Source organism: Undibacterium sp. Ji22W (assembly GCF_049340305.1).
Classification (GTDB): domain Bacteria; phylum Pseudomonadota; class Gammaproteobacteria; order Burkholderiales; family Burkholderiaceae_D; genus Undibacterium.
The window spans coordinates 43,106-65,637 of the sequence record NZ_JBMPOU010000001.1 but is presented as its reverse complement, the minus strand read 5'-3'; the positions used below and the strand labels follow the sequence as shown (position 1 = coordinate 65,637).

The 22,532-nt window shown below is 46.3% G+C and carries 18 protein-coding genes; 8 read left to right on the top strand and 10 right to left on the bottom strand.

Translation table 11 applies throughout. From position 1 onward, the window contains the following. Window positions 1–6: 6 nt before the first annotated feature. The 5 genes from ACO0KW_RS00250 (at window position 7) to ACO0KW_RS00230 (ending at window position 7,664) form a co-directional block, all read left to right on the top strand. The gene (locus tag ACO0KW_RS00250) at window positions 7–2,190 is read left to right on the top strand and encodes a S9 family peptidase (RefSeq protein WP_423049492.1); all 2,184 of its coding nucleotides are present in this window, start codon (window positions 7–9) and stop codon (window positions 2,188–2,190) included. Between the two features lie 262 nt (window positions 2,191–2,452). Beyond that, the gene (locus ACO0KW_RS00245) at window positions 2,453–3,682 is read left to right on the top strand and encodes a cytochrome P450 (protein WP_423049490.1); all 1,230 of its coding nucleotides are present in this window, start codon (window positions 2,453–2,455) and stop codon (window positions 3,680–3,682) included. A 208-nt stretch (window positions 3,683–3,890) separates the two neighbouring features. Next, window positions 3,891–5,507 (top strand): patatin-like phospholipase family protein, encoded by a 1,617-nt coding sequence (locus tag ACO0KW_RS00240; RefSeq protein ID WP_423049488.1) that lies wholly within the window; start codon window positions 3,891–3,893, stop codon window positions 5,505–5,507. An 8-nt stretch (window positions 5,508–5,515) separates the two neighbouring features. Further along, window positions 5,516–6,235, top strand: coding sequence for a hypothetical protein (locus ACO0KW_RS00235; protein ID WP_423049486.1), 720 nt, complete (start codon window positions 5,516–5,518; stop codon window positions 6,233–6,235). 76 nt (window positions 6,236–6,311) lie between these two features. After that, a complete protein-coding gene (locus ACO0KW_RS00230; RefSeq protein WP_423049484.1) occupies window positions 6,312–7,664 on the top strand; it encodes an OmpP1/FadL family transporter in 1,353 nt (450 codons plus the stop codon). A gap of 117 nt (window positions 7,665–7,781) precedes the next feature. Here the strand turns inward: ACO0KW_RS00230 and ACO0KW_RS00225 are convergent, their stop codons facing one another. Further along, the gene (locus ACO0KW_RS00225; RefSeq protein WP_423051901.1) at window positions 7,782–8,135 is read right to left on the bottom strand and encodes a zf-TFIIB domain-containing protein; all 354 of its coding nucleotides are present in this window, start codon (window positions 8,133–8,135) and stop codon (window positions 7,782–7,784) included. 355 nt (window positions 8,136–8,490) lie between these two features. Between ACO0KW_RS00225 and ACO0KW_RS00220 the strand changes: the two genes are divergently transcribed. Further along, the gene (locus ACO0KW_RS00220; protein WP_423049482.1) at window positions 8,491–9,342 is read left to right on the top strand and encodes a hypothetical protein; all 852 of its coding nucleotides are present in this window, start codon (window positions 8,491–8,493) and stop codon (window positions 9,340–9,342) included. Window positions 9,343–9,372: 30 nt separating this feature from the next. Here ACO0KW_RS00220 and ACO0KW_RS00215 read toward each other — a convergent pair whose 3' ends face one another. Both ACO0KW_RS00215 and ACO0KW_RS00210 read right to left on the bottom strand, forming a co-directional pair. Next, entirely contained in the window at window positions 9,373–9,825 is a 453-nt protein-coding gene (locus ACO0KW_RS00215) for a YiaA/YiaB family inner membrane protein (protein ID WP_423049480.1), read from the bottom strand. A 92-nt stretch (window positions 9,826–9,917) separates the two neighbouring features. Next, entirely contained in the window at window positions 9,918–11,153 is a 1,236-nt protein-coding gene (locus ACO0KW_RS00210) for a toxic anion resistance protein (protein WP_423049478.1), read from the bottom strand. Between the two features lie 270 nt (window positions 11,154–11,423). On the opposite strand from ACO0KW_RS00210, the gene ACO0KW_RS00205 reads away from it, so the two are divergent. Together ACO0KW_RS00205 and ACO0KW_RS00200 are read left to right on the top strand one after the other, a co-directional pair. Then, window positions 11,424–13,040, top strand: coding sequence for a phospholipase D family protein (locus ACO0KW_RS00205; RefSeq protein ID WP_423049476.1), 1,617 nt, complete (start codon window positions 11,424–11,426; stop codon window positions 13,038–13,040). Between the two features lie 374 nt (window positions 13,041–13,414). Beyond that, the gene (locus ACO0KW_RS00200) at window positions 13,415–13,657 is read left to right on the top strand and encodes a hypothetical protein (protein WP_423049474.1); all 243 of its coding nucleotides are present in this window, start codon (window positions 13,415–13,417) and stop codon (window positions 13,655–13,657) included. 138 nt (window positions 13,658–13,795) lie between these two features. Here the strand turns inward: ACO0KW_RS00200 and ACO0KW_RS00195 are convergent, their stop codons facing one another. The 7 genes from ACO0KW_RS00195 to ACO0KW_RS00165 all read right to left on the bottom strand — a co-directional run bounded on the left by ACO0KW_RS00195 (window position 13,796) and on the right by ACO0KW_RS00165 (window position 22,449). Next, the gene (locus tag ACO0KW_RS00195) at window positions 13,796–15,310 is read right to left on the bottom strand and encodes a hypothetical protein (RefSeq protein ID WP_423049472.1); all 1,515 of its coding nucleotides are present in this window, start codon (window positions 15,308–15,310) and stop codon (window positions 13,796–13,798) included. 64 nt (window positions 15,311–15,374) lie between these two features. Further along, on the bottom strand, window positions 15,375–15,731 hold the full coding sequence (locus tag ACO0KW_RS00190) for a glyoxalase superfamily protein (protein ID WP_423049470.1): 357 nt from the start codon (window positions 15,729–15,731) through the stop codon (window positions 15,375–15,377). Window positions 15,732–15,761: 30 nt separating this feature from the next. After that, entirely contained in the window at window positions 15,762–16,127 is a 366-nt protein-coding gene (locus ACO0KW_RS00185; protein WP_423049468.1) for a DUF1801 domain-containing protein, read from the bottom strand. Next, window positions 16,124–16,558 (bottom strand): hypothetical protein, encoded by a 435-nt coding sequence (locus ACO0KW_RS00180; RefSeq protein ID WP_423049467.1) that lies wholly within the window; start codon window positions 16,556–16,558, stop codon window positions 16,124–16,126. The genes ACO0KW_RS00185 and ACO0KW_RS00180 overlap by 4 nt, the downstream gene beginning before the upstream one ends. A gap of 545 nt (window positions 16,559–17,103) precedes the next feature. After that, a complete protein-coding gene (locus tag ACO0KW_RS00175; RefSeq protein WP_423049465.1) occupies window positions 17,104–18,114 on the bottom strand; it encodes a substrate-binding domain-containing protein in 1,011 nt (336 codons plus the stop codon). Window positions 18,115–18,277: 163 nt separating this feature from the next. Next, a complete protein-coding gene (locus ACO0KW_RS00170; protein WP_423049463.1) occupies window positions 18,278–20,746 on the bottom strand; it encodes a TIM-barrel domain-containing protein in 2,469 nt (822 codons plus the stop codon). Continuing rightward, window positions 20,743–22,449 (bottom strand): alpha-amylase family glycosyl hydrolase, encoded by a 1,707-nt coding sequence (locus ACO0KW_RS00165; RefSeq protein WP_423049461.1) that lies wholly within the window; start codon window positions 22,447–22,449, stop codon window positions 20,743–20,745. Before ACO0KW_RS00165 ends, ACO0KW_RS00170 begins: the two co-directional genes overlap by 4 nt. Window positions 22,450–22,532 lie beyond the last annotated feature (83 nt).

Below are 22,532 nucleotides of genomic sequence, written 5' to 3'. Positions count from 1 at the left end.
ATTTTTATGTCCCTTAAGAATTGGTCTGCGCTCGGTGCCTCTGTGGTGCTGGCGATGAGTACTACGCAAGCAGCAAATGCACAAACGGCTGATGCGCCCGCAGTTACGATGGCACCTGCTGCACCTTTGATGGGCAGCAAAGCTGTTCCACCAATCGCTGCTAAAGCAGCATGGTCTGAAGTGCGTCATGGCGAAACTGTGACCGATGACTATCGCTGGTTACAGAAAAAAGAAGATCCGAAAGTCATCGAATATTTGAACGCAGAAAATGCCTACACCGAAGCGATGACCACCGGTGTTCAAGCCCTAGCAGACAAATTATTTGCCGAAACCAAAGGACGTATGAAAGAAACTGATTTATCAGTTCCTGTGCGTCGCGGCAAATATTACTACTATTCACGTACAGAAGCGGGCAAACAATACGGTATTAATTGCCGCCGCTTGGCTGATGCGCAAATGAATTACGATGACAAAGCTGCAGAAGAAATTTTGCTAGATCAAAACGAATTGGCGAAAGGCCAAAAATTCTTTATGGTCGCGGGTTCATTGATCAGCCCGGACGATCGCTACATGGCGTATTTGACGGATACTACAGGATATCGCCAATTCAAATTGCAGATCAAAGATTTGAAAACGGGTGAGCTGCTCAAAGATAGCGCAGAACGCGTCACCAGTATGGCGTGGGCAGCCGACAATAAGACAATGTTTTACGTACAGGAAGATCCGACAACAAAACGTTCTGATCGTCTGTTCCGCGTGGAACTCGGTGGTAAGCCGGTGGAAATTTATCACGAAAAAGTCGAGCAATTCGGTATCGGTGTCGGCACAACGCACGACAAAAAATTTATAGAATTGATGTCGTCTGCAACTGACACCAGCGAAACCTGGTTATTGGATGCCAACAAACCGCAAGACAAATTTAAATCCATCTTAGGGCGGACAAAAGGTCATCGTTATAACGTAGAACATCGCGATGGTACATTGTTTATCCGCACGAACAAGAACGCAAAAAATTTCCGCATCGTGACGGCACCTGTCGGCAAGTTAGCTGAGAAAAATTGGAAAGAAATCGTCAAGCATGACGATAAAGTCTTGATTGGTAATTACGAAGTATTCCGTGATTTCTTAGCGGTGACAGAAAAAACTCAAGCCTTGAACCGTACGCGTATCTATAACTTTAAATCGAAGAAGTGGACTAGTGTGCAATTCAAGGACGAAGTCTATCTGGCCAATAGTGCTGGCACACCAGAATTCACCGCGCAAAAACTGCGTATGTCTTACCAATCGCCAACCACCCCATCAATGGTGATGGACATTGATATGGCGACCGGTGAACGCACAATCCTGAAACAAACGGAAGTCGTTGGTGGTTTTGATGCAAGTAAATATGAAGCACGTCGCTTGTGGGCAACTGCAAAAGATGGCGTCAAAGTACCTTTGTGGGCCGTATATAAAAAAGGCGTGAAATTTGACGGCAGCGCACCGACCTTGCTGTACTCCTATGGCAGTTATGGTATCTCGACCGAAGCGACTTTCTCGTTAAGTCGTTTGAGCTTGCTCGACCGTGGTGTAATTTATGTGCAAGCACATATCCGTGGCGGCACCGATTTGGGCGAACGCTGGCATGAGGATGGCATGTTGATGAAGAAGAAGAACACCTTTACCGACTTCATCGCCGCTGCGGAATATTTGATCCAAGAAAAATGGACCAGCAAAGATAAGTTGATTATTCAAGGCGGCAGTGCTGGTGGTTTATTGATGGGTGCGGTCGTAAATATGCGCCCTGATTTATTCAAAGCGGTGCATGCCGCTGTGCCATTTGTCGATGTGATGAACACCATGATGGACGCCAGCTTGCCACTCACCACAGGCGAATATCTGGAATGGGGCAATCCTAACGAGAAAGCCGCCTACGACTATATGCGTAGCTACTCTCCTTACGATAACGTCGCGAAAAAAGCTTACCCAGCGATGCTGGTCACGACTGGCCTAAACGACAGCCAAGTCATGTATTGGGAACCAGCCAAGTACGTCGCAAAACTGCGCGCGCACAAAACGGATAGTAACCCCCTATTGCTGAAAACCAATATGGCAGCAGGTCACGGCGGCGCATCCGGTCGCTATGATGCGATTAAAGAAGGCTCATTCAATTTTGCCTGGATGTTATCACAATGGGGTATCACTGAATAAGTCACGGGGTCTGCGCTCCACTCCATCAAAGGAATCAGCCTTAGTCTGATACTTGCACTGCACACACTCTTCACATGCCAGCCCAGGCTTAGACCTGGACTGGCATTTTTTTTGCATAGCCCTTCCACAGGCAAACTGAAGTAACAAAACAACTATTCACAAATAAATATGTAAGAAAATAGACTTTTAAACACACTTACATTAACCTTCATTGCTCAATAAGTTTTACGAATAAAAATATATTTTATTAACCAAATGGGCTATGCATATGGACTTCGCGACACGCATTAAGACTTCGATCAGCACTTGGGCAACTAAGCACTTGCCCCTTATCTTTAGTCTCTTACGCACTTTCAAACCGAATCTGGTACTCAAAGAGTTCGCTTTAATTACCCGCTACAGCGACGTACAAGAAGCCTTATCGCGCTCCGATGCGCTAGGCGTTACCTATGCTGAAAAAATGGGAAAAATTACAGCAGGCAGCAATTTCTTCCTCGGTATGAATGACACGCCAACGTATACCCGTGACGTATCGAATATGCGCTTGGTAGCGCGCCGGGAAGACGTATCACAAATCATCGCCCCTATGGTGGAGACCTTCGCACAGCAACTGGTGGCGGAAGCCAAGGGAAAAATTGAAGTCGTGAGTGAACTGAGTAGCATAGTTCCATGTCAGTTTAGTGCCGCTTATTTGGGTGTAGCTGGCTCTACGCAACAAGAATTATTCGACTGGACTAGCAGTATGTTTGCCTATTTGTTCTATCCAAGTAACCCACCCGAAATCGATCAAGCGGCTTTAATCAATAGTGTGAAAACCTGTGCCTATCTTGACAAACTCATACAGCAACGCAAACAAGATGCGGCCCAAGGCAAAGAAAAAGACGACATCATCGGGCGTTGCCTTAAATTACAAACGAGTGGTACGCCCGGCATGAGTGATCTGGATATTCGCAACAATTTGATCGGCATCATCATCGGTCTAATGCCAACGACGTCCAAATGTGTAGTACTAGTGATTGATTATTTGCTGGATCATCCCGACCTGCTCGCCAGTGCACAACGCGCCGCTCTCTCTGACGACAATGAAACTCTGCGTAAAACCATGTTAGAGGCGATGCGCTTTAACAGCTTTGGTGCCGGCGTATTCCGCGTCGCGAACGAAGACTACGTGATCGCTAGTGGTAGTTTCCGCTCTAAGAAAATCCCGAAAGGAAGCAAGATTTTGGTCTCACTGCAGTCCGCGATGTTGGATGGGCGCGAACTCGATGATCCGAAATCTTTCCGTCTTGATCGCCCTGATTATCAATATATGCACTTTGGCTACGGTATGCATACCTGCTTCGGTCAATACATCAACATGGTGCAGATTCCGATGATCGTCAAAGCTTTGCTACGTCTCAAAAACCTGCGCCGTGCGCCGGGTGAGGCTGGCAAAGTTCAGTATCAACAAGCTTTCCCAGCAAGCCTCCAGTTGGAATTTGATCCGAACTAAGCAAACTAGTTTCAATGCTGAGTTTCTGGCTGAATTTCTAGCTGAGTTTCCGAAATAAGCGGTGCACATACAGCGCCCTGCCCTCTACACGATCTGAGCAAAGCTGGTGCGAGCAATCGCAGCAGCCTGGAAGGCGTAAAAGACAGGCATTTTATTAACAAGTAAATGCCGCGACCTCAACGCTCTTTACATGGAAAAGAGAAGTGCTATGAATACCAAACACCAATTACAACAAGAAGTCTTCAATGCGGAATTAGAAGATATCAATCAACGCACGATATTAAGCAAGGACGGGCAGCTTATCCATAGAAGAGATATCGAGCTAATTGATTTTGAGGCGATTCTAGTCGCCCCCGAAAAACGTTCGGAAGTCCTTAATCAAGTACTAGATGAAATCAGACAAAGCCAAGCAGGCTGGGATGCTGATACCAGCGTCGCGCATAAAGGATTAGTCGGATTAGCTTTTTCGGGCGGTGGCATTCGCTCCGCTACGGTCAATCTCGGCGTCCTACAAGGCTTACGCAAACTAGGATTGCTAAAGGCCGTCGATTATCTCTCCACCGTATCTGGTGGTGGCTATATTGGTTCTTGTTACAGCGCGGTAAATGCCGCGGCATCGAGTACGGAGGAATCGACAAGTGTTGCCACAACAAGAGATGAAACCAAACAAGCGCTCGCACACGATGCCTTGTTTCAGCATCAACCCGGTGTACCCGAGAATCCAATATTTCGACATTTGCGCAATAACGCCAATTACATGGCACCGAATGGTTTAATTGATGTGTTGCGTGTACCAGCGGTATTTTTACGCGGTATGGTCATCAATTTTTTTATCGTTTTTCCCTTTGTACTTTTGCTTGCGGCACTGAGTGCAGTATTGATTGCCGTGCCGATATCACCCAGCAAGTATCTGCATGATGCAACGGCCCAACTTGGCTTGGATCTGAGTGTTGATTTTATTTTTACCAAATGCCTGATTCTATTCACGATAGTCCTTCTGTTCCTGTCGCCTGCCATCAATCGCTTGTTGAACCGTTCTGAATCAACGAGGAACACGGCAACAAATACCGCCGACAGTACGACGGGGAATACAGCCGTTTCGGATGAAAATGCGTGCTGGCAAATGCGCAGTATGGCCACCCGTTTACTGGGTTGGTGTATCGCTGCAATCGGGGTGACGTTCTTCATCGAATTGCAAGGCATTACCATCGCACTCTACGGCAAACTACAGCAGAACCGCTGGAATTTTCAACAAATGGCTTTAGCTGGCAGCGCCGGCAGCTTCGCTCTCAATGGGCTAGCGAAGAAACTATTACCCACGCTAGCAAATACCTTCTCGCGGCTAGCCATTTACCTATTGGGGCTAATCGGATTTTTGGTGTTTTGGTTGTTTTACCTGCATCTTAGCAATGACTTATTGCGGGCCTCGAATTCAACTTCACTGCTTGATTTTCAATGGCAGAGCCCTCTGGGATTTGCCCTCATCGCCGCCGCATTTTTATTATTTTCATGGCTCACTGGTGACAGCAATTTCACCAGCATCAGCCGTTTCTATCGCGATCGTTTGAGCAAAGCATATATCTTTGGCTGCAATGCACAACACAAAATAGAACAAACCGACACCCTAAAATTATCTCACTTAGACTCACACTTTACGCCTTATCACTTGCTCAATAGCACGCTCAATCTGAGTCGTACTAGCCAGGCGTATAGCGATGACCGACGCGGTGATTTTTCTTTTTTAGCAAACGCTACATCGGCAACATCAGCACTGGCTATTGCAAAACGACCGCGATCGAAAAACAAAATCCTGAATTCAATCTAGCAACCGCAATGGCGATTTCCGCAGCTGCCGCTGCACCAAATCTGGGAAAAAATACCGTCAAGCCCTTGGTGTTTATTTTGGGAATGCTCAATATTCGCTATGACTTCTGGCTACAAAATCCTGCCTGGATTAATCAGAAAAAAAGCATAAGCCAACGTCCAGGACCTGCCTATTTTTTACGTGAACTCAGCAGCAACCTCAGTGCTGATACACCGTATGTCAATCTGTCTGATGGCGGGCATATAGAAAATTTGGGCATCTACGAATTAATACGGCGCGAATGCCGCTTGATCATCGCGGGTGATAGCGAAGAAGATCTAAACCTGACATTTTCCGGCTTAGCCGACCTGATTCGCCTCGTACAAATCGACTTCGGCGTGATTATTGTGATGGATGGTTTAGATGAAATTCGCGATGGTAAACAACACTATGCCATCGGTAATATTTACTACCGCAATGAAAAACTCGGGAAGTTAATTTACCTAAAAACTTCATTGACCGGTGATTTTAGTCTACGCGATAGCCTAGGTGAAATTGAGTACAGTAACTCACATTTGCGCGATGACAATTTTAGATTTGATAACAATCCTTATATCGCTCGCTACAAAACACAGGATCCCACTTTTCCACATCAATCATCTTCTAACCAGTTTTACGACGAGACTCAGTTTGAGTGTTATCGCGCCTTAGGCTTCCAGATGGTCAGCACTTCGCTGGGTCGGCGTTAATCAACCGCTTATTTTTTTGAATCCATTTTCAAACCTATTTTTGAATCCAATTTTCCATCTTACTCAGGAGCCTACAATGAAACTAAAACCGGAACTCAAAACCAAATGCCAAGCGTTCAGCATCATCACTCTGGGTGTGGCCAGCTTGTATCCGAATATCAGTGCAGCCAATGGATACCATTTCTTGCATCAAAGTGCGACTGGGATGAGCACCGCCTATGCAACCAATGGTACGGGTAGCCGTGACATCAGCGCGATGTTTTCCAATCCCGCTTCCTTAATTCGCTTCGATGGTACCCGCGCTTCAGCTGGCTTCGTATTAGATTTACCTAAATCGCGTTTATACAATGCGACTGCCACCGCGCCTTACACAGACGGTAAGGTAGCGGTCAGCGGAACGCCAGCAGAACCTAAGCAACCTATCGATACCGCTTACGGTGCAGCGACTTACTTAAGTCATCAAGTTGATCCAGACCTGGTGTTGGGAGTGGCGTTCGGTGCGCCTTACGCCTATGTTTCTGAATATCCAGAGACTGCCGTCTCACGTTATACCGCCACCAGAACAGCCTTGACGGCACTCAATCTCAGTCCTAGTGCCGCCTATCGCATCAGCCCAGAACTCGCGCTCGGTGCCAGTCTGAACTTCCAGTACTATACTGCGGGATTAGACACCATGGTCGCAACAACAACCACACCGACCGTCGCGACCGATGTCAAAAGTACGATCAAAGCGAAGGACCTATCTTTAGGATTCTCGCTGGGGATGGAATATCAAGCCACACCAGAAACACGCATCGGTGCTTCCTTCCGCTCGCCCATACATCACAGTTTCCGTGGCAATGCTGAATTGACTGGCACACCCGCTAATTACGCAGCCTTGGTCGCGACCGCCAAGCAATTAGGTGTGACTATCACCAATCCCAAATCGAGGGCAGACTTTGATATCAGTACACCTTATATGCTGCAAATCGGACTTGCGCACAAAGTGAACGAACAAATCGAACTGTATGCCAACGCAAATCGATTTGGCTGGAGTGCATTCAAAAACACCCACATTAAATACAGTAACGGATTAGCAGAAACCGTAGTTGATAACAACTGGCGCGATAGCTGGTCAACTTCCATTGGTTTCGGTTATCAACACAGTCCAGCACTGCAAATTCGCGCAGGCATGATGTATGACTGGACACCGACACCAGCACCCACGGTGAGTCCACGCGCACCAAATAATGATCGCTGGAATATTGGTACTGGCTTTAGCTACGATATCGACAAAGACTGGAAAGTCGATGTCGCGTATCAGTACATACAATTTACCAAAGTGACGATCGCACTCGAAGGGGGCAATAATATTCCTCGCGGAAATTTGCATGCGAATTTGGATTTACATGCGAATGTGTTGATGGCGCAGATTAATCGTCGGTTTTAATATAGATTTTTAATAATCTTCGTCGCCCGTTAAAAAAGATGCCGGATCAATTCGGCATCTCACAACTAATTAAGTTCAATTAATCAGACTCAATCAATTAACCTCAATCAGTGAAGCTCAATTAAAGATATTCAGCATGTCTACTGCAATTTCGACGACATCAAAGACATCTAAATTATCAGAACTTCCCCCTTTGTTTGCGCCGCTGTTTGCACTGCTGTGAACTTGTTGCTTTACCTCTCCAAGATTTGCGCCAATCTTGTCTAAAGCCTGCTTTCCAGGCAAACCATACTGCAAAATCATCTTTTCCAATTCACCACTGTCGAGCCAAATTCCCATGCAATCGGGGCATACTTCGATTTCTATCTCCCGGACAGTCAAAGTCATCATAGCACTGCATTTAGCTGGGCAAAATCGTTGGTATTTATTGACTGCTGTATTCTTTGGCTTAGCTTCGTGATGTGCGTGCATAGCTGCCTGTGCCATGACATCGCGAAATAACTTTCCCGGTAAAAATACGCCGTGACAGCTACCGCAACGATGAGTCAGAGCATCACTAAACGTTTTTTCATACAAATCGGAATGATCAATTGGGCAACGCATATGTTTAGCTCGTTGGTCTATGGACGGCGGTCAGCCGAGGCAGATACTTCCATCAGCAAGCCATAGCTTATCATTAGCAACTCAGTTTAAGTCTGAGTATTTTTAAGAACAATTTACCGTTCATTTCACGATTTACCCATCTACTTAAAAACGATACAAGCATTCTCGTCAGTACCTAACAATGCTATGATCTATTTGATTTCTGCTCTCACCCATATTGCCTATGCGGCCTTCTGATCCTAAATACGTTGCGTCGAATCGCCCGGTCAATAGTCGAACTTGGCCGAAAAAAGATGCTATTCAGCAGGCTAACGCCACTGCACAGAAAACGGAGCACAATAGGAAGCTCAGGAACAAATTCAATCAGCGTTTCGCTAAACTTCAAAACAAACAGCAATTCGGTTTGCCTTTAGTAGAAAAATTAAATGGCCCCTCACCCGCTTTACACCACCCAAAGACTGGAACCGGCATCGTGCTCAGTAGTTTGCTCTGCTCGGCTTCCTTCCTAGGCTTGTTGTTAGCAGCGATACAGAAATCTTTGAATTTGGGCATCGTGGCGGGAATTGCTTTGTTGGTTGGATTTGGCATGATCGCGTATCTGCGTTCTGTGCGACAGCTCCGCTCCAAGCCAATCGAGACTGACGCTTCCTTATTTGATATCGCGAGCTTGCAGGCTTTTGATCATGCTTTGAATTGCATAACGGAAGAACTCAGTAGTGAGCTTTGTGCGCAATTGATTGGCTTTAAAGATCAGGTCTGGCGTCTGTCTCGTCTAGCGCAGCAGTGTCGTGATGCGAACTGCTTTTCTTTAGAGGACCGTCACTATTTGAACCAAAGCTTGCAACGTTACCTACCAGACAGTCTGCAGAGTTTCTTACGTATTCCTAGCTCATTGCGCGGCACTCAAATCATTGATCAAGATTGCACAGCAGAACAATTATTGGCACAACAAATCCAATTATTACAAAATGAATTCGATAAATACGAACAACGACTAAATCAAAGCGCCGCTGAAGACTTAATTCAACAGCAGCGCTTTTTAGAATTAAAAAATAAAGAGCAAGATACCGCGTGATTGTGCTGTGCCATTTAACTTCAAGTTAAATTAGGAAGATATCTTCGTTTCTTCGTTCAAAAACTGCGAGCGCTCCATCAACTCGACTTCATGTGCATCGCGCACCGTTTTAGCCAAGGTAAAAGTAGCACTAATCAGAAACAACCAGCTGATCAGCATATAATTTTTTTCCCAGGGGGGAATCGCCATCCGCCACAAACCCCACGCTGTCAACAAAATCGCAGCAGCAAAAGCAGCCCATACAGTTAACACCCAGGAACCGGTATCGACTTGGCCATCTCGATTATCTCGTATCATTTTGGCCAAGGCGAAACAAACGAACAAGCTAAAGAAAAGACCCAGCGCGACGAAAGCGCGATCCAGTTCTTGCCCCGGCAATTGCAGTACACCAGCACCGCAGGCAAATACGGCGATACCAAACGCAAGCCATACCTGAATTCTCCAACCACTACTGTCACGTTGCATTACATATTGCGTTGCCATGTTGAATTTCCCCTTTAGTTGAATTTCAAATCGAATCAAAAAAAACAAAACTTAACTTTGTCTTCCTGCACACCCATGCGCAGAGTAATTATTTACAGTACTACCGGCCCACTAACTACAAGCTTGCTGGCCTCACGTGCCTGTTGCTGGCGATAACGATCCAGATAGTGTTCCGCCTTTTCTAGTTGCGCTTGCATGAGCTGGCGATTTTGTCCCATTACTTCTATCGCCTTACTGCGGAACTGATCCATACTGTCCATTGCTTTAAATGTTTGATCAAACATATCCTTCAATTTATCGATGCCTATCATAGGGCTTTGCGAAAACTGACCGACCCTATCCGCATGCTGGTTTAATTGACGTCCTGTTTCGCTAATCAAGTTTTCTATTGTGTGATTAATCCCTTCTAGCGTATCCAATACTTTGATTTGATAACCACTAGCACGCGCTACGGTCTGCGCGACTGCTAAAGCACTCATGCCAGTGGTAGCGACCCGACTACAGGCGTTCATCAATTCACGTCCGGTTTTTTTGAGTACGTCGAGTACCAAATAGCCATTGGTACAGACTGCTTGCTGGGTCAACATATCCTGCAAATTTTGGCGCACATAAAATAAAACCTCCTGCTCCAAAGCACTTGCACGCGCAGGATCAGTTGCTTTCAAACTGCACACTCTTTCAAACAAATACGCATCCAGCGTCTCGGCAAAATGAATGGCGCTTTTGAGTTTTTGCATCACCTCCCACAATTTAACGCGAGTCGCTTCAATATCCACCACATCACGTTGCAAATCATCGCGTGCCATATAGAGCTGCTGCATGGTGGTTTGCAATTGCGCAGAAGCCGCTTGATATTTACGAAAATAGCTTTGCAACTTATTTCCATAGGGGATCAAGCCAAACAATTTTTGCGGCTGAAATAGATCGCCTTGTTTGCCTGGATTCAATTGATCAAGTTGCCCGCGTAAATCTTGTATAGCCTTAAATGCCGCGCTGTCTTCCATGCCCACAAAATTCGATTGCAATAGGCGTCCCTGCATGAGATTAGACGCGATAGAAATCTCTTCACGGCCCAAAGCAAATGCGCTATCCAAGCGCGTTTTAAAAGCTTCGCTTTGCACATCTTCCGTCAATAGACCTTGCATGAATCGTTCGACTTGCTGTTCCACTGCAGTCTTCAACTCTGGCTTCAAATTCACAGCAGAATTCGCACTCTGTTCATTCAGCACCCGCACTACTTCTGGTGCTTGCAACACTACATGCTCTGATGTGGGCGGCAGCATATCGCTTGCAGAATTTTCCAAGTCTGTCGCTAATTGTTGGTTCATTTTTATCCTTTCTGATATCGAACAAACTGAGCGCAGCATGCCAAAACAGGGCAATAAAAACTACTTATTTGAAAAAAGTTGTAGATGAAATAAACTAAAGTATCTCCATACAATACCGACACAAAACTTTCGAGAGAATTTTGATGTGCAGCGCAGATCCAAGAGTATTTCGGCATCCCACTATTCACATTGTAAAATGGGCAAGCGCGGTCCACATCCAGCGGCTTGACCATCAAATACTAAACACCATAAAAACAGAAACATTACGCCATGACTCCAGCCAACAAACTCAAACTGAATCTGACCATTTTTTGCTTACTGTGTCTTTTTTGGTATCTTGATCGGCCATTTGCGAGCACGGCTGCAATTTATAACAGCGTGCCACTGGCAGCCTCCGCACAAGGCGATGCTACTAGCGTGCCGCAGTTTGCCCTCACACAAAGCAGCGAAGCTGGCAACTTGTCGTGGTCACTGCCCGACTACATCAAATCTGTCACCGCTGCACATCCGCAACAAACGGGTGCCTATATTTTAGAAAATGGTTTTGAAGCACTGCTAGCACGTGCCTGGCTGGCAGACCATGCAACCACTAGTATCGAAGTGCAATACTTCATCTGGAGTAACGACAACATCGGCACACTCGCTTCAGAAGCCCTAATTCGTGCAGCAGACCGTGGCGTTAAAGTGCGGGTAATCGTCGATGATTTATTAATTGAAGCAGAAGACGTGACCTTGTTGGCATTAGCCAAACATCCCAATGTGGAAATTCGCATCTACAATCCCAAGCATAGGGTCGGCAGCAATGCGGGTAAGCGCCTGTGGAATATCGTTACTGATTTCAAGGCAGCGAATCAACGCATGCATGACAAAACCTTTGTAGTCGACGGCGTCGTTGCGATTACTGGTGGTCGAAATATGGCCAGTGAATATTTTAACTTTCATCACGAGGCAAATTTCCGTGATCGTGATGCACTTATCTTAGGTAAGGCAGTCGGCGAAGTCAGAAATAATTTCGACAACTTTTGGCAACATCCCTTAAGTGTGCCAGTAGAAAAAATCTTCGCCGAACATCGCTTCATGCAACCGTCTGTGAATGTCAGCGATCAAGAAGTGTTGAATATTTATGCACAATTACATCAGTATGCAAATCAAGACACCAATTTTGATCCCCTCCTCAAGCAAGCGATCCGTGGCATTCCCGAGTCATTCGAACGCCTAGGCAAAGAAATGGTGTGGACTCATGTTGATTTCATTCACGACATTCCCGGCAAAAATCGTCAGGAAGGTTTGCAAGGCAGTGGCGATAGTTCGCGCGCCCTAGCCGCCTTAGTAAAGTCGGCGCAAAAAGAAATTGTCATTCAATCGCCCTACCTGGTTTTATCCGATAAAGCGAAAACCTTGATTAGAGAAACTTTGCAACGCGGGGTAAAAATTATCGTCAATACCAACTCACTGGCATCGACAGACAACTTACAGGCCTTTAGTGGCTATCGCAATCAGCGTGAAGAGTTACTCAAAATGGGCGTTGAAATTTTCGAATTTCGACCAGATGCGAAAAGTCGCGGTAAATTGCTAAATTCGCCTGTGATCGACAAGTACCAACCTGCGGTATTTGGCTTGCATGCGAAATCCATGGTGGTCGATGGCAAGGTCGCCTATATTGGCACGTTCAATTTTGATCCACGCTCAGAGAACTTGAACACAGAAGTCGGTGTCGTGATTCATAGCCCTCTGCTTGCTACTCAGTTAGCCAATGCCATTCGTCAAGACATGCAAGAAGGAAATAGCTGGAATGCAAAAAACGATGATCCCGATCAGTATGTCAGCAGAGGTAAACGTTACAAGGTTTGGCTGATGCAATTACTACCGTTGCGACCAATTCTTTGAATCGCTTGATTTGATGCTTTAATTCGTCTGATTCATCCAAACTACCAAAGTAAGGCTAGGCTAGTCTGGGCTAGGCGTCAAATTTACATGATTTTTTTTGTTTTCATGCAAAAAAAAACAGAGTAGTTATTAACGCCTCGTTATTCTCGACAAAACTCCGTCTACCAATCACCTTTGATTTATCTTTGCCCTGCGAGGAGGCTTGCTCTAAGGATATATAAGGCATACTTTGTGCCTGGATAAGATGCCAATCCTTACCGAAGTGCGGGCATGTCAGACATGACACTGTATAGTTGGGAGTTAAGTAGCACAGACGATAGTCGATTCCATTTGCTTTGAAAATACCGAAACCACATCGATTGCGAATTAAATGAATGCACGCGTCTATTCTGTGCTTGAAAGAAAAAGTTTGTCAATTTGCGCTGGAAGCTTTCGACAGCGGCATGTCTTTATCGGCCCATCTCAAGCATCTGCCTGTCGATTTTCTAAAAATTGATGCCTGCTGCGTGAAAGATAATATTGCTGACTCAGTCGATGTTGCGATGGTCTATGCGATCAATCACATCGGTCATGTGATTAATTTAAAACAATCGCCGAGCTCACTGAGAATCAATTGATCCTTGATCTGTTAAGCGCATTCGGTGTCGATTATGCACAAGGAAATGGCGTAGGATATACAAGGCGTTTATTACCGGGGTATCCCGATCAAATCTGACCAATCTCAACTACGTTCAATTACGCCCAATGACGCCAAACTACGCTAATAGCGCCGCCATTTTTTGAGGATTTCCAAGCAGGTCATTATCGTCAAGCGTATAGACCGGGGCAAAGCCACCTCCAGGCGTGCGGAAATTCGTGGTCTGCCCTTGATATAAGCGCGCGGCGGTCCATTGCACCACACCTTGATAAGTGTACTGCCGAATGTCGAATTTCATCTGTGCCGGCATCTCAGGTGAACCACTCACGCGCTCGCCCGGGCTGATGATTTCTTGCGCAATATATTCTCCGGCAAGAATCTCTTCCCACACGCGCTTGGTCAACTTATCGCCACGATAAGCAGCGCGTCCACCATAACCTGCATTCGGCTTAAAAAATAACTGGCGGCGATTTGCCCACAAGCGATCTGCATACTTCACTTGAACCACCTCGGTACGTGGAATATTCGCAAGCAGACAAGCCTGCGTTTCCGCATCAACGCCGAGTTGTTGTAGTTGCTGAGGATCAGACCAAATCACCAGATTGCGTTTATCCGCGTACAAGGCATGCAAGCAAGGATTTGGTGTCAAAACGACCGCCTGAGCCAGATAAGCTTGACGCAAAGCATCTACTTTCGGGCCTTCCAGATAGAAATCGGTCAGACGGTTATAGACCAAATCGATACATTCTTCCCCACACCATAATCCACCATCGCGCCAACTTAGTTGCTCAGGTGCGGCGATGATGCCTTTGATACCGTGACGTTGAAACAGTTGTTGAAATAAAAGGAACTCAGGATACAAATACTGCGCTTCAGGATGCTCATCAACAATCGCGATTGTTCGCAAATCGTGCGAGGAATGATCATTGTGCGCCGAGGCTTTTGCGTCTTGTGCTAAACGCCATTCGTGTTGGAACATCGCGACAATCGCTTGCTCAAATTCTTGCACTTTGGCTTGCGTATGGACGACATCATCCATCACTGCACAGCAGGCATGTTGAGCACGTGCCAACACCGCATTGAGCAGAGCACCACCAGCATTCGTATTCACTTCGATCAAGCCAATTTTCTCTTCATGCAAATGAAAGTCATAGCCAAAAAACACGCCATCTACGGCCAACGCAGCCGTTGTAGGATTCATATTCTGTGACATCATCTGCCTGACGATCTCGGGCGCCGCCGATACAAGCTTGGCGCGAAATGTGGGTAGTGCGACGACGCTTTCTATCGCTTGTATGACCGCCGCCATCCGCATTTGCTGAGTACGCGACACGAATACAGGCTGCGCAGAAAATAAGTGTGGGCATCGCTGCTCTATCAAATCAAATACTTCAGGCGCCGCCAACTCCAACTTTAATGCACGTTTCAAAGCACCCTCAGGCAAACTGATACAAAAACACTGACTGTTTAGTTTTTGTATACGTTCTGCAGCACCTTTTGCAAGACAGTTTGCATCCTCATTGCTACGACAGACGGTAGCGCCCTCCGTAGTCACCGTCTCACAAACCAGACAAGTCACTGTCGTCGGGATATCCGAATGATGATTGTCGTTTGGCTTATTTGATTCGTGCATAGTGTTTAATTTTCTGTTGATTTGTTTTCTAAGAATGCGGCCAAATTAAGAAGCGACCCTTGCCTTAGGTCTCAGTATAAAAAGTCAGTCTATTCCCGAAAGGATCATTGATCGTCATATCGGTGGTGCCCCAGTCCATTACTTGATAACCGGGGCGTGCGTGCCGATATTTCTTGGCATTTAAAGACGCACAAAATGTGATCACGTCATCGACTTTGATCCGCAAATGTACACCTGGTGCAGCGTCACCAAAATGCTCAGACAGATGCAACACACAAGCTGTCTGAGATAACTGCATATACAGTGGTGTGTTGGGTTCAAAACGATGTTCCCAGTCAAGACTAAATCCTAAAAAATCCACATAAAATGACTTTGCAGAAGCCTCATCGAAACTGCGTAAAATTGGAATCGGTGCTTGCATCTTCTCTCCTAAACGATAGCAAAGTGGAATCTAGGTTTGCTGTGACTTCTGGTGCTGATAAGCGAGCTTCAAATAATGTAAAAGATGCTTATTCTGAATCTCGTCCATTTGAAGGCATTTGATATGACGCCTGAATTTCCCCTTACCTTCCAGCACCGAATACTTATCACTTAACGTGGCACCCTCACTAAATTCTAGGGAGATATGGGTGGAATACGCAAACACGCCGCAGAAGGAATTGGTAGCAGAAAAAAGGATGCCGCCATATTTCACTTCTTCACTGACATCCGCCCCCAATCCGAGTACCATTTTTCTGACAGATTGCACCATCTCGTAATTGGCTGAATTGATTAGATTCAAATCCTGCAATAAGTTTTCCACTCTTGATTGATTCATTTTAATTGACTCCACACTTGCGCCAAACCGATCGCGTGTAGCGATGCGAACACGAAACACACACCAGAACTAATCCACCAAAACAAATCGCTATTCCCGAGAATTAATGGTTTTAAAACGGGAAAGCTCAAAGCCCGCACAAACAGTACCACTGTGACAGCAATCAAGACCAAGCGCTGGCATGGAAGGCTCATAATCAAACCGGCAGCAGAACTGGCATAGGCTGCGGATATTAACAAGGCAGTACCGACTGCTGCCGCGATCAACAGAGGTTGAGAATGTCCACGTTCCAGCATTTTCACTGCGACGTCACCAGCGCCCAACAAACGAAAAAGCGGTGCGCCAAATAACAAACAAGCAAAATGCAATAGTGCTGCGAGCACTGAAAACCCGGCCGCCAGAAGCAAATAGATATTCAACGTGGGTGTCATCAGAACCTCAAGGTAAGCAATTATCTTAATTTGGAGAAAGTGTGTATTGTCGAATCAAAAAGGCAAGCTAATGGATTATATTCCAGTGCCACTCAAGCTATGTAGGTATATGCCTGCATACTTTAACTCTGCAACTGCCGTTGAAATTCCTCAATACGACCGCTTATGCGCTTTTTCGTTAACATCTCACAAATTACAGCATTAATTCGGCGTGCTTCTTGTGCATTATAGGATATGAGTAACTTTGTACCAGTACGCCGCCCACATGCTCTGCTACCGCTTTAATTTGGGTCAATTGCGCTGACAGTTGGGTACTTGAAATCAACGCAACATCGAAGCGCTTAGTATCCAATTTGGCGTTTCAGTACCGTTCTCCGGAATCATCTTCACAATCTCCATCTGGGGAACACCGAGCGAACGTATGCAGCGCAAATAGTATGCGGCCAATTCACCGAAAACTACAATGGAATATGCGAATGATAAAAGAAATACGTTGGAAGAAATGATTCAAGTGGGATCAAATAAAAACGACAGCGAGGAACACCTTAGGCTCTCGCTTGATTCACAGTCTCACCAGCCAACAATACTGGTTGCCATAAGACTTGTAGTTCTGACGGCGGGGTACCGTTTTGCAAAGCTAACAGCATCTCGACCATTTTCTTGCCTGCGAGATCTGGATTTGGTTGCTCAATCGTCGTCACTTTATAACCTGCCAGTGAATCTTCCATCTTGCCCCAAACGATAATCGACATTTGCTGGCCAATCGCGATACCGGCATCCAACAGCGCCCGCATCGCACCGACACCCGCCATGTGATTGTCGACGATGACAGCGCTCGGTGGATTTGCGCTACCAATCAGTTGTTGCATAGCGGCATAGCCACCGCGTCTGTCATTGGAATTATCTTTGAGGTAATCGGGATTTGGTCGCAGACCTGCGTCTTGCATCACGCTTTGGAAACTATCATAGCGTTGTCGTGCAAAGTTCATATCGATCGGCGCGCTCATTAAAGCGATACGTTGATGCCCATGCGCCAGTAGATGCTCCACCGCGATCCGCATCCCACTCTCATTATCGTAATCAAACCAGGCATGTGGATCATTGACACGAGTACGTCCATGCGCCACAAACGGCAAACCCTGTTTGGCCAGATAGGCGACGCGCTCATCATAGAGTTTGGTGCGACCAACGATAAGGCCATCGACCCGACGCTCTTTCACCATGTGCTCGTACGAACGCAATTCATTCTCTGGTGATACCGGCGCCATGATCAAATCCATCTGACGGTCTTCTAAAGCTTCAACCATGCCGCCGATGATTTGCATGAACATAGGATCAGCTAAATCATTCGCCACCAATGCATGAATAATTCCAATCACATTGGTACGACCAGATGCCAGACTCCGCGCCATGGGATTTGGTCGATAACCATATTGCTCCGCTGCCTCCAAAACACGCTGTCGGGTCCGCGCACTGACCTCGGGATAGCCGTTCAATGCACGACTCACCGTGGTTTCAGATATACCGAGACTTTGTGCCAGACTTTTGAGGTTCATAGATGCGATTGTGCTTAATTAGTAACTTGATGACTTAGTAACTTGATCTTAATTCCAAAAGAAACGAAGTGTAATCGTATGCACCTGACTGGACAAGTAATTTTGCCCGTGGTGTGCCCCGTTTTGTAGCAGTTCTGTGGCGCACAAAATTAGGATCGCGAGATCACCAATTCACACGAATTAAATTCGATGATTTTGCGTTTCCACGAATCTGCACTTTGACGACCTTGGTCGTTGCATCCCAAGCGTAATCCACATTTTTTGCATCGTGCGTGATTTGCAGCGGTGCACGCAATACGTTATGCAGGTAAAAGGTGATTTGCTTATTTTGCGCAGCCAAATGTCTTCCATGCTGCTGCTTCAATTGAATGCGCAAACTTGCTTTGCCCGATGCTGAAGTGTCATAGGTACTGCTAAATTGGTGCAGACGATAAATACCTTTTGTATACGCTTGCGGTGTCTGTCCATCGTCCTCATACATTTTGCCGCTACTTCGGTGAACACTCTCATCGTGATAATAATGCAGATCCAGTAATTGCTCTTGATAGAACTGGGTGCTTTGCATAGGTGCTGCCATCGGTATGAAAGCGCCGGCGCGGACAAAAACCGGAATATGTTGCTCAGTCACCGCAACAGTGTGAGTAGCGCCACCTTGATAAACCTGCCCTGTGTAGAAATCTATCCACCGACCTTGCGGGAAAAGGACATCGACCTGCTGCGTCTTTGATTCCATAATCGGATGAACCAAGAAATCATTACCCCACAAATACGAAGCAGAGTGCGTCAACAATGTAGAATTCAGAGGTTCGGCAAAAAATAAAGGGCGCATCAGTGGCAAACCCTGCTCTTGATTTTCAAATCCTAAGGTGTAGTTATAAGGGAGTAAGCGATATCGCAACTCAATCGCAGCCTTCGCTAACTGCTTGGCCTTGTCCGCGCGAAAAATCGCTTCGGCTGGCACCTCTTCTTGCGCATGTGGTCGAAAAATCGGTTGAAATACACCGTATTGCAACCAACGGGCATACAGTTCATCATCCAGATTTGCACCAGCAAATCCACCTAAATCCGAATGCATATAGGCCAAACCTTGCATTCCCATTTGTAGGGCAATTTCAGGCTGAGAACGCAATCCACCCCACGTCCGGTTGACGTCACCTGACCATGGTATCAATCCAAATCTTTGTGAACCAGAATAGCCTGCCCGCATCAAAATAAACGGACGCTGATCAGGAAAATCTTTCTGATAGCCCTGCGCAACCAACTTCGCCCATTCATGTCCGTAAATATTATGCACTTGATCCGCACTCAGTTTGCCATCGGCATGTAACAACTCAGCGGGATGGACTTCTGGTTCTCCCAGATCACCCCACACGCCTGCCACGCCTTGCTGTGCTAGACCTTTGTAGATATTCCAAAACCAGGTACGTGCCTTGGGCTGAAATAAATCAATCAGACCCGTATTCCCAAAATAGAATTCGTAGGTGTACGGCTTTCCGCTACGATCTTTCGCCAGAATATCTTCACGTACCGCTTCTTGCCAGCGATTTGAAGTCGACAGTATGAAGGGTTCGGTGATCAACACCGTCTTTACACCTTGCTGATTAAAATCGGCAATCATACTCTGTGGATTCTTAAAGTTATCCGCATCAAATGCCAGATTGCCCATCGTGCCTTTGATGTTTTTACCGAACCAGTACAAATCAAAAATGATGGCATCAACCGGAATTTTCTCAGAACGATATTGCGCGATAACATTGCGCGCTTCCGCTTCAGAATGATAACCAAACCGACTGGCAAAATTACCAAATGCCCAGCGCGGCGGCAAAGGCTGGCGCCCGGTCAAACCCGTGTAATTTGCGACTAGCGTAGTCCAATCCTGACCAGCGATCACTTGATAAGTTTTACGCCCGCCTATCGTCTCATAGCTCAGCGTATTGGCGTGTTGGCTATCGAGGTCCAGTGTTCCAATGGCGGCGTTATCAAAATGAATGCCGTACATTTTTGAGGAGTAAATGAGCGGAATGCCAAAATTCATTTGGCTAGATCGCTCTTCATAGCCGTAATGTGCTTTGTTATATAACGGCAAGCGATGACCGCGTCGATTCATGCCGAGTGCACGTGCGCCCGCGCCATACAGAGCTTCAGTGGAATCAAGATTAAAACTGATACGCTCTTGATTTTTTTCAGGGGTCGATATTTTTTCGTAACCGGTTTTTTCAGACGTCAGCAATTTTCCGTGGTACCAATAAGAAATCTGAAACGGCGATTTCTGCACCCGAACTGCCAAGCCTGCGCTGGCATAGTCGATTTGATTCTTAGTTTCGGCAAAGTGTATTTTCAGCTTTCCAGACTGTGCAACGACCGCATGCGATTGTTGATCAAAGGCGCTAAGGCTTTCACCTTGTGGATAAAAACTGGTTTCGAAAACGTCGGCAGAGTAAGGTGTAATACGATAACGACCATCATTCGTCACAATCTCAAGGTACGTGGCCGTATGTTTCAACGTCACAATTTGACGCTGCGCATTTTGTGCAGATGCTTGATTATTTGCTAGCAGAGCAATCGCAGCCAGTAAGCCAAAGCCAACACGACGTGTGTTACCGACTAAAGAAGTACGACTAAATCTTTTCATGGCTTGCCTATTAAAATAATGGAATGCTGGCCGGGCAATTCAAATTTTCCGGCTTTGACGATGCCGGACTTTCCCGAGTAATAGTCATGGAGTTTTTCACCGTCGAGAAACACACCGCTCACATCGATCTGATGGACTTTAGCAACCGGCAAATCTAACGCCACGATCACCGTATCACTAACCCCATCGCGTTGATAGCTGCGTTTAAACACATAAGGCGTAGCGGATATTTGTTGATGCAAACCAGCCCCAACCGCCACATGTGCGCGCCGGAACTGCCCCAATTTTTGCCAATGCGATAGCAAGTCACGGGTGGTTTGCTTGGTCTGCGCGCTTTGCGTCGAGGCGATCGGCAGATTTTTTTGCAACGCAGTCCAATTCATCATGGAACGCAACTTCGCATCACCTTGCGCCTCATTCACATTCAATAGGCGGGCAGTTTCATCTCCATAATAAATCTGCGCGGAGCCGGGGCTCAGCATTAACTTCGTCGCTGCGACAAAGGGTTGCACACGCGCTGGGTCAAATGGAAAACCGTCATCATGTGAACTGATGTAATTCAACACCGAATAATTCTTTAGTTCACCGGACAAATAACTAGAATATTGACTGAACAAAGTCTCGTAAGGCAGATGGGCATCCGACTTAAAGCCAAAGTTAATCATGCTATCGAAACCGTTTGCGTAGTAATTGATGCGGCTACCGCCATCCATGCGGAATAACAAACCATCGCGAATAGGATAGTTATAGGCTTCAGCCGTCATGAAAAATGCATCATCACTGAGCCTGCTTTTGGGGTGGGCCTGCTTCCACTCTTCATAAGCGACACTTGCTTCGCTCTTTAATTCTTTCCAAACTGCTGCTTCTACGTGCTTGACAGTATCAACACGGAATCCATCGACACCATACTTGCGAATCCAATCAGTCTGCCACTTCATCAAATAGTAACGTGGTGCGCGGGGAAATCCTGTGCGTCCAAAAAACACTTCCAACTCTTTTACTTCTCGCTCGTAACGCCCTTCTTGCTTCCACTTTTGCGCTAAAAATGGGGGTAATTCAACTGCCTTATCGCTCTCCGTTAAGAAGTCTGGCAAATTTTTAACGAGTGTACATTTGATTGCGCCATCTGCAGATTGGTAATCGCAAGTTGGCTCTGTACGCGCCCAATCAGCGGGCCAGGCTGTATCGCTAACGGTGACTGGGCCCGTGTGATTCATCACAACATCAAGTAAGACGCGGATGCCATGTTGATGCGCGATATCCACCAAGTTTTTAAAATCTTTATCGGTACCAAGATTGGCATCCACCTTGGTAAAATCTCTCGCCCAATAGCCGTGAAAGCCATAGGATTTTCCGGTACCTTCATCGGTGCCTTCGTGGATTTGTTCAACCGGTGGTGTCATCCACAAAGCATTCACGCCAAGACGTTCAAAATAGCCATCTTTAATTTTTGCGATGATGCCTTTCAAATCACCACCCATAAACCCGCGCAAAGGAGCACCATCAGCTTGGCGCCCATAGGCCAGATCATTGCCTTTATCGGCGTTGTTAAATCGATCTGTAAGCAAAAAATAAACCGTCGCGTTATTCCACAGAAAAGTTTGTGGTTTGGCTTTTTTTTGCTCTGGCGTGCTACCCAGCGTGCCCATCGCACTCAAACTAACACTCAACAGCGACAGAACAATCAGAGACTTACGTAACATCGACATTCCCTTACATCAACATGAACACGCCTTCAACCACCACGCTCGAGAGTTGGTGATGTACGAAGCTTAGGCTAAAATTT

Excerpts from the sequence above, each read along its gene's own strand:
- ACO0KW_RS00175 (WP_423049465.1), bottom strand. The coding sequence starts at position 18,114 with ATGAACCTCAAAAGTCTGGCACAAAGTCTCGGTATATCTGAAACCACG.
- ACO0KW_RS00220 (WP_423049482.1), top strand. The coding sequence starts at position 8,491 with ATGCGGCCTTCTGATCCTAAATACGTTGCGTCGAATCGCCCGGTCAAT.
- ACO0KW_RS00185 (WP_423049468.1), bottom strand. The coding sequence starts at position 16,127 with ATGAATCAATCAAGAGTGGAAAACTTATTGCAGGATTTGAATCTAATC.
- ACO0KW_RS00190 (WP_423049470.1), bottom strand. The coding sequence starts at position 15,731 with ATGCAAGCACCGATTCCAATTTTACGCAGTTTCGATGAGGCTTCTGCA.
- ACO0KW_RS00245 (WP_423049490.1), top strand. The coding sequence starts at position 2,453 with ATGCATATGGACTTCGCGACACGCATTAAGACTTCGATCAGCACTTGG.
- ACO0KW_RS00200 (WP_423049474.1), top strand. The coding sequence starts at position 13,415 with ATGCACGCGTCTATTCTGTGCTTGAAAGAAAAAGTTTGTCAATTTGCG.
- ACO0KW_RS00240 (WP_423049488.1), top strand. The coding sequence starts at position 3,891 with ATGAATACCAAACACCAATTACAACAAGAAGTCTTCAATGCGGAATTA.
- ACO0KW_RS00210 (WP_423049478.1), bottom strand. The coding sequence starts at position 11,153 with ATGAACCAACAATTAGCGACAGACTTGGAAAATTCTGCAAGCGATATG.
- ACO0KW_RS00205 (WP_423049476.1), top strand. The coding sequence starts at position 11,424 with ATGACTCCAGCCAACAAACTCAAACTGAATCTGACCATTTTTTGCTTA.
- ACO0KW_RS00250 (WP_423049492.1), top strand. The coding sequence starts at position 7 with ATGTCCCTTAAGAATTGGTCTGCGCTCGGTGCCTCTGTGGTGCTGGCG.
- ACO0KW_RS00230 (WP_423049484.1), top strand. The coding sequence starts at position 6,312 with ATGAAACTAAAACCGGAACTCAAAACCAAATGCCAAGCGTTCAGCATC.
- ACO0KW_RS00170 (WP_423049463.1), bottom strand. The coding sequence starts at position 20,746 with ATGAAAAGATTTAGTCGTACTTCTTTAGTCGGTAACACACGTCGTGTT.
- ACO0KW_RS00215 (WP_423049480.1), bottom strand. The coding sequence starts at position 9,825 with ATGGCAACGCAATATGTAATGCAACGTGACAGTAGTGGTTGGAGAATT.
- ACO0KW_RS00165 (WP_423049461.1), bottom strand. The coding sequence starts at position 22,449 with ATGTTACGTAAGTCTCTGATTGTTCTGTCGCTGTTGAGTGTTAGTTTG.
- ACO0KW_RS00225 (WP_423051901.1), bottom strand. The coding sequence starts at position 8,135 with ATGCACGCACATCACGAAGCTAAGCCAAAGAATACAGCAGTCAATAAA.
- ACO0KW_RS00235 (WP_423049486.1), top strand. The coding sequence starts at position 5,516 with ATGGCGATTTCCGCAGCTGCCGCTGCACCAAATCTGGGAAAAAATACC.
- ACO0KW_RS00180 (WP_423049467.1), bottom strand. The coding sequence starts at position 16,558 with ATGACACCCACGTTGAATATCTATTTGCTTCTGGCGGCCGGGTTTTCA.
- ACO0KW_RS00195 (WP_423049472.1), bottom strand. The coding sequence starts at position 15,310 with ATGCACGAATCAAATAAGCCAAACGACAATCATCATTCGGATATCCCG.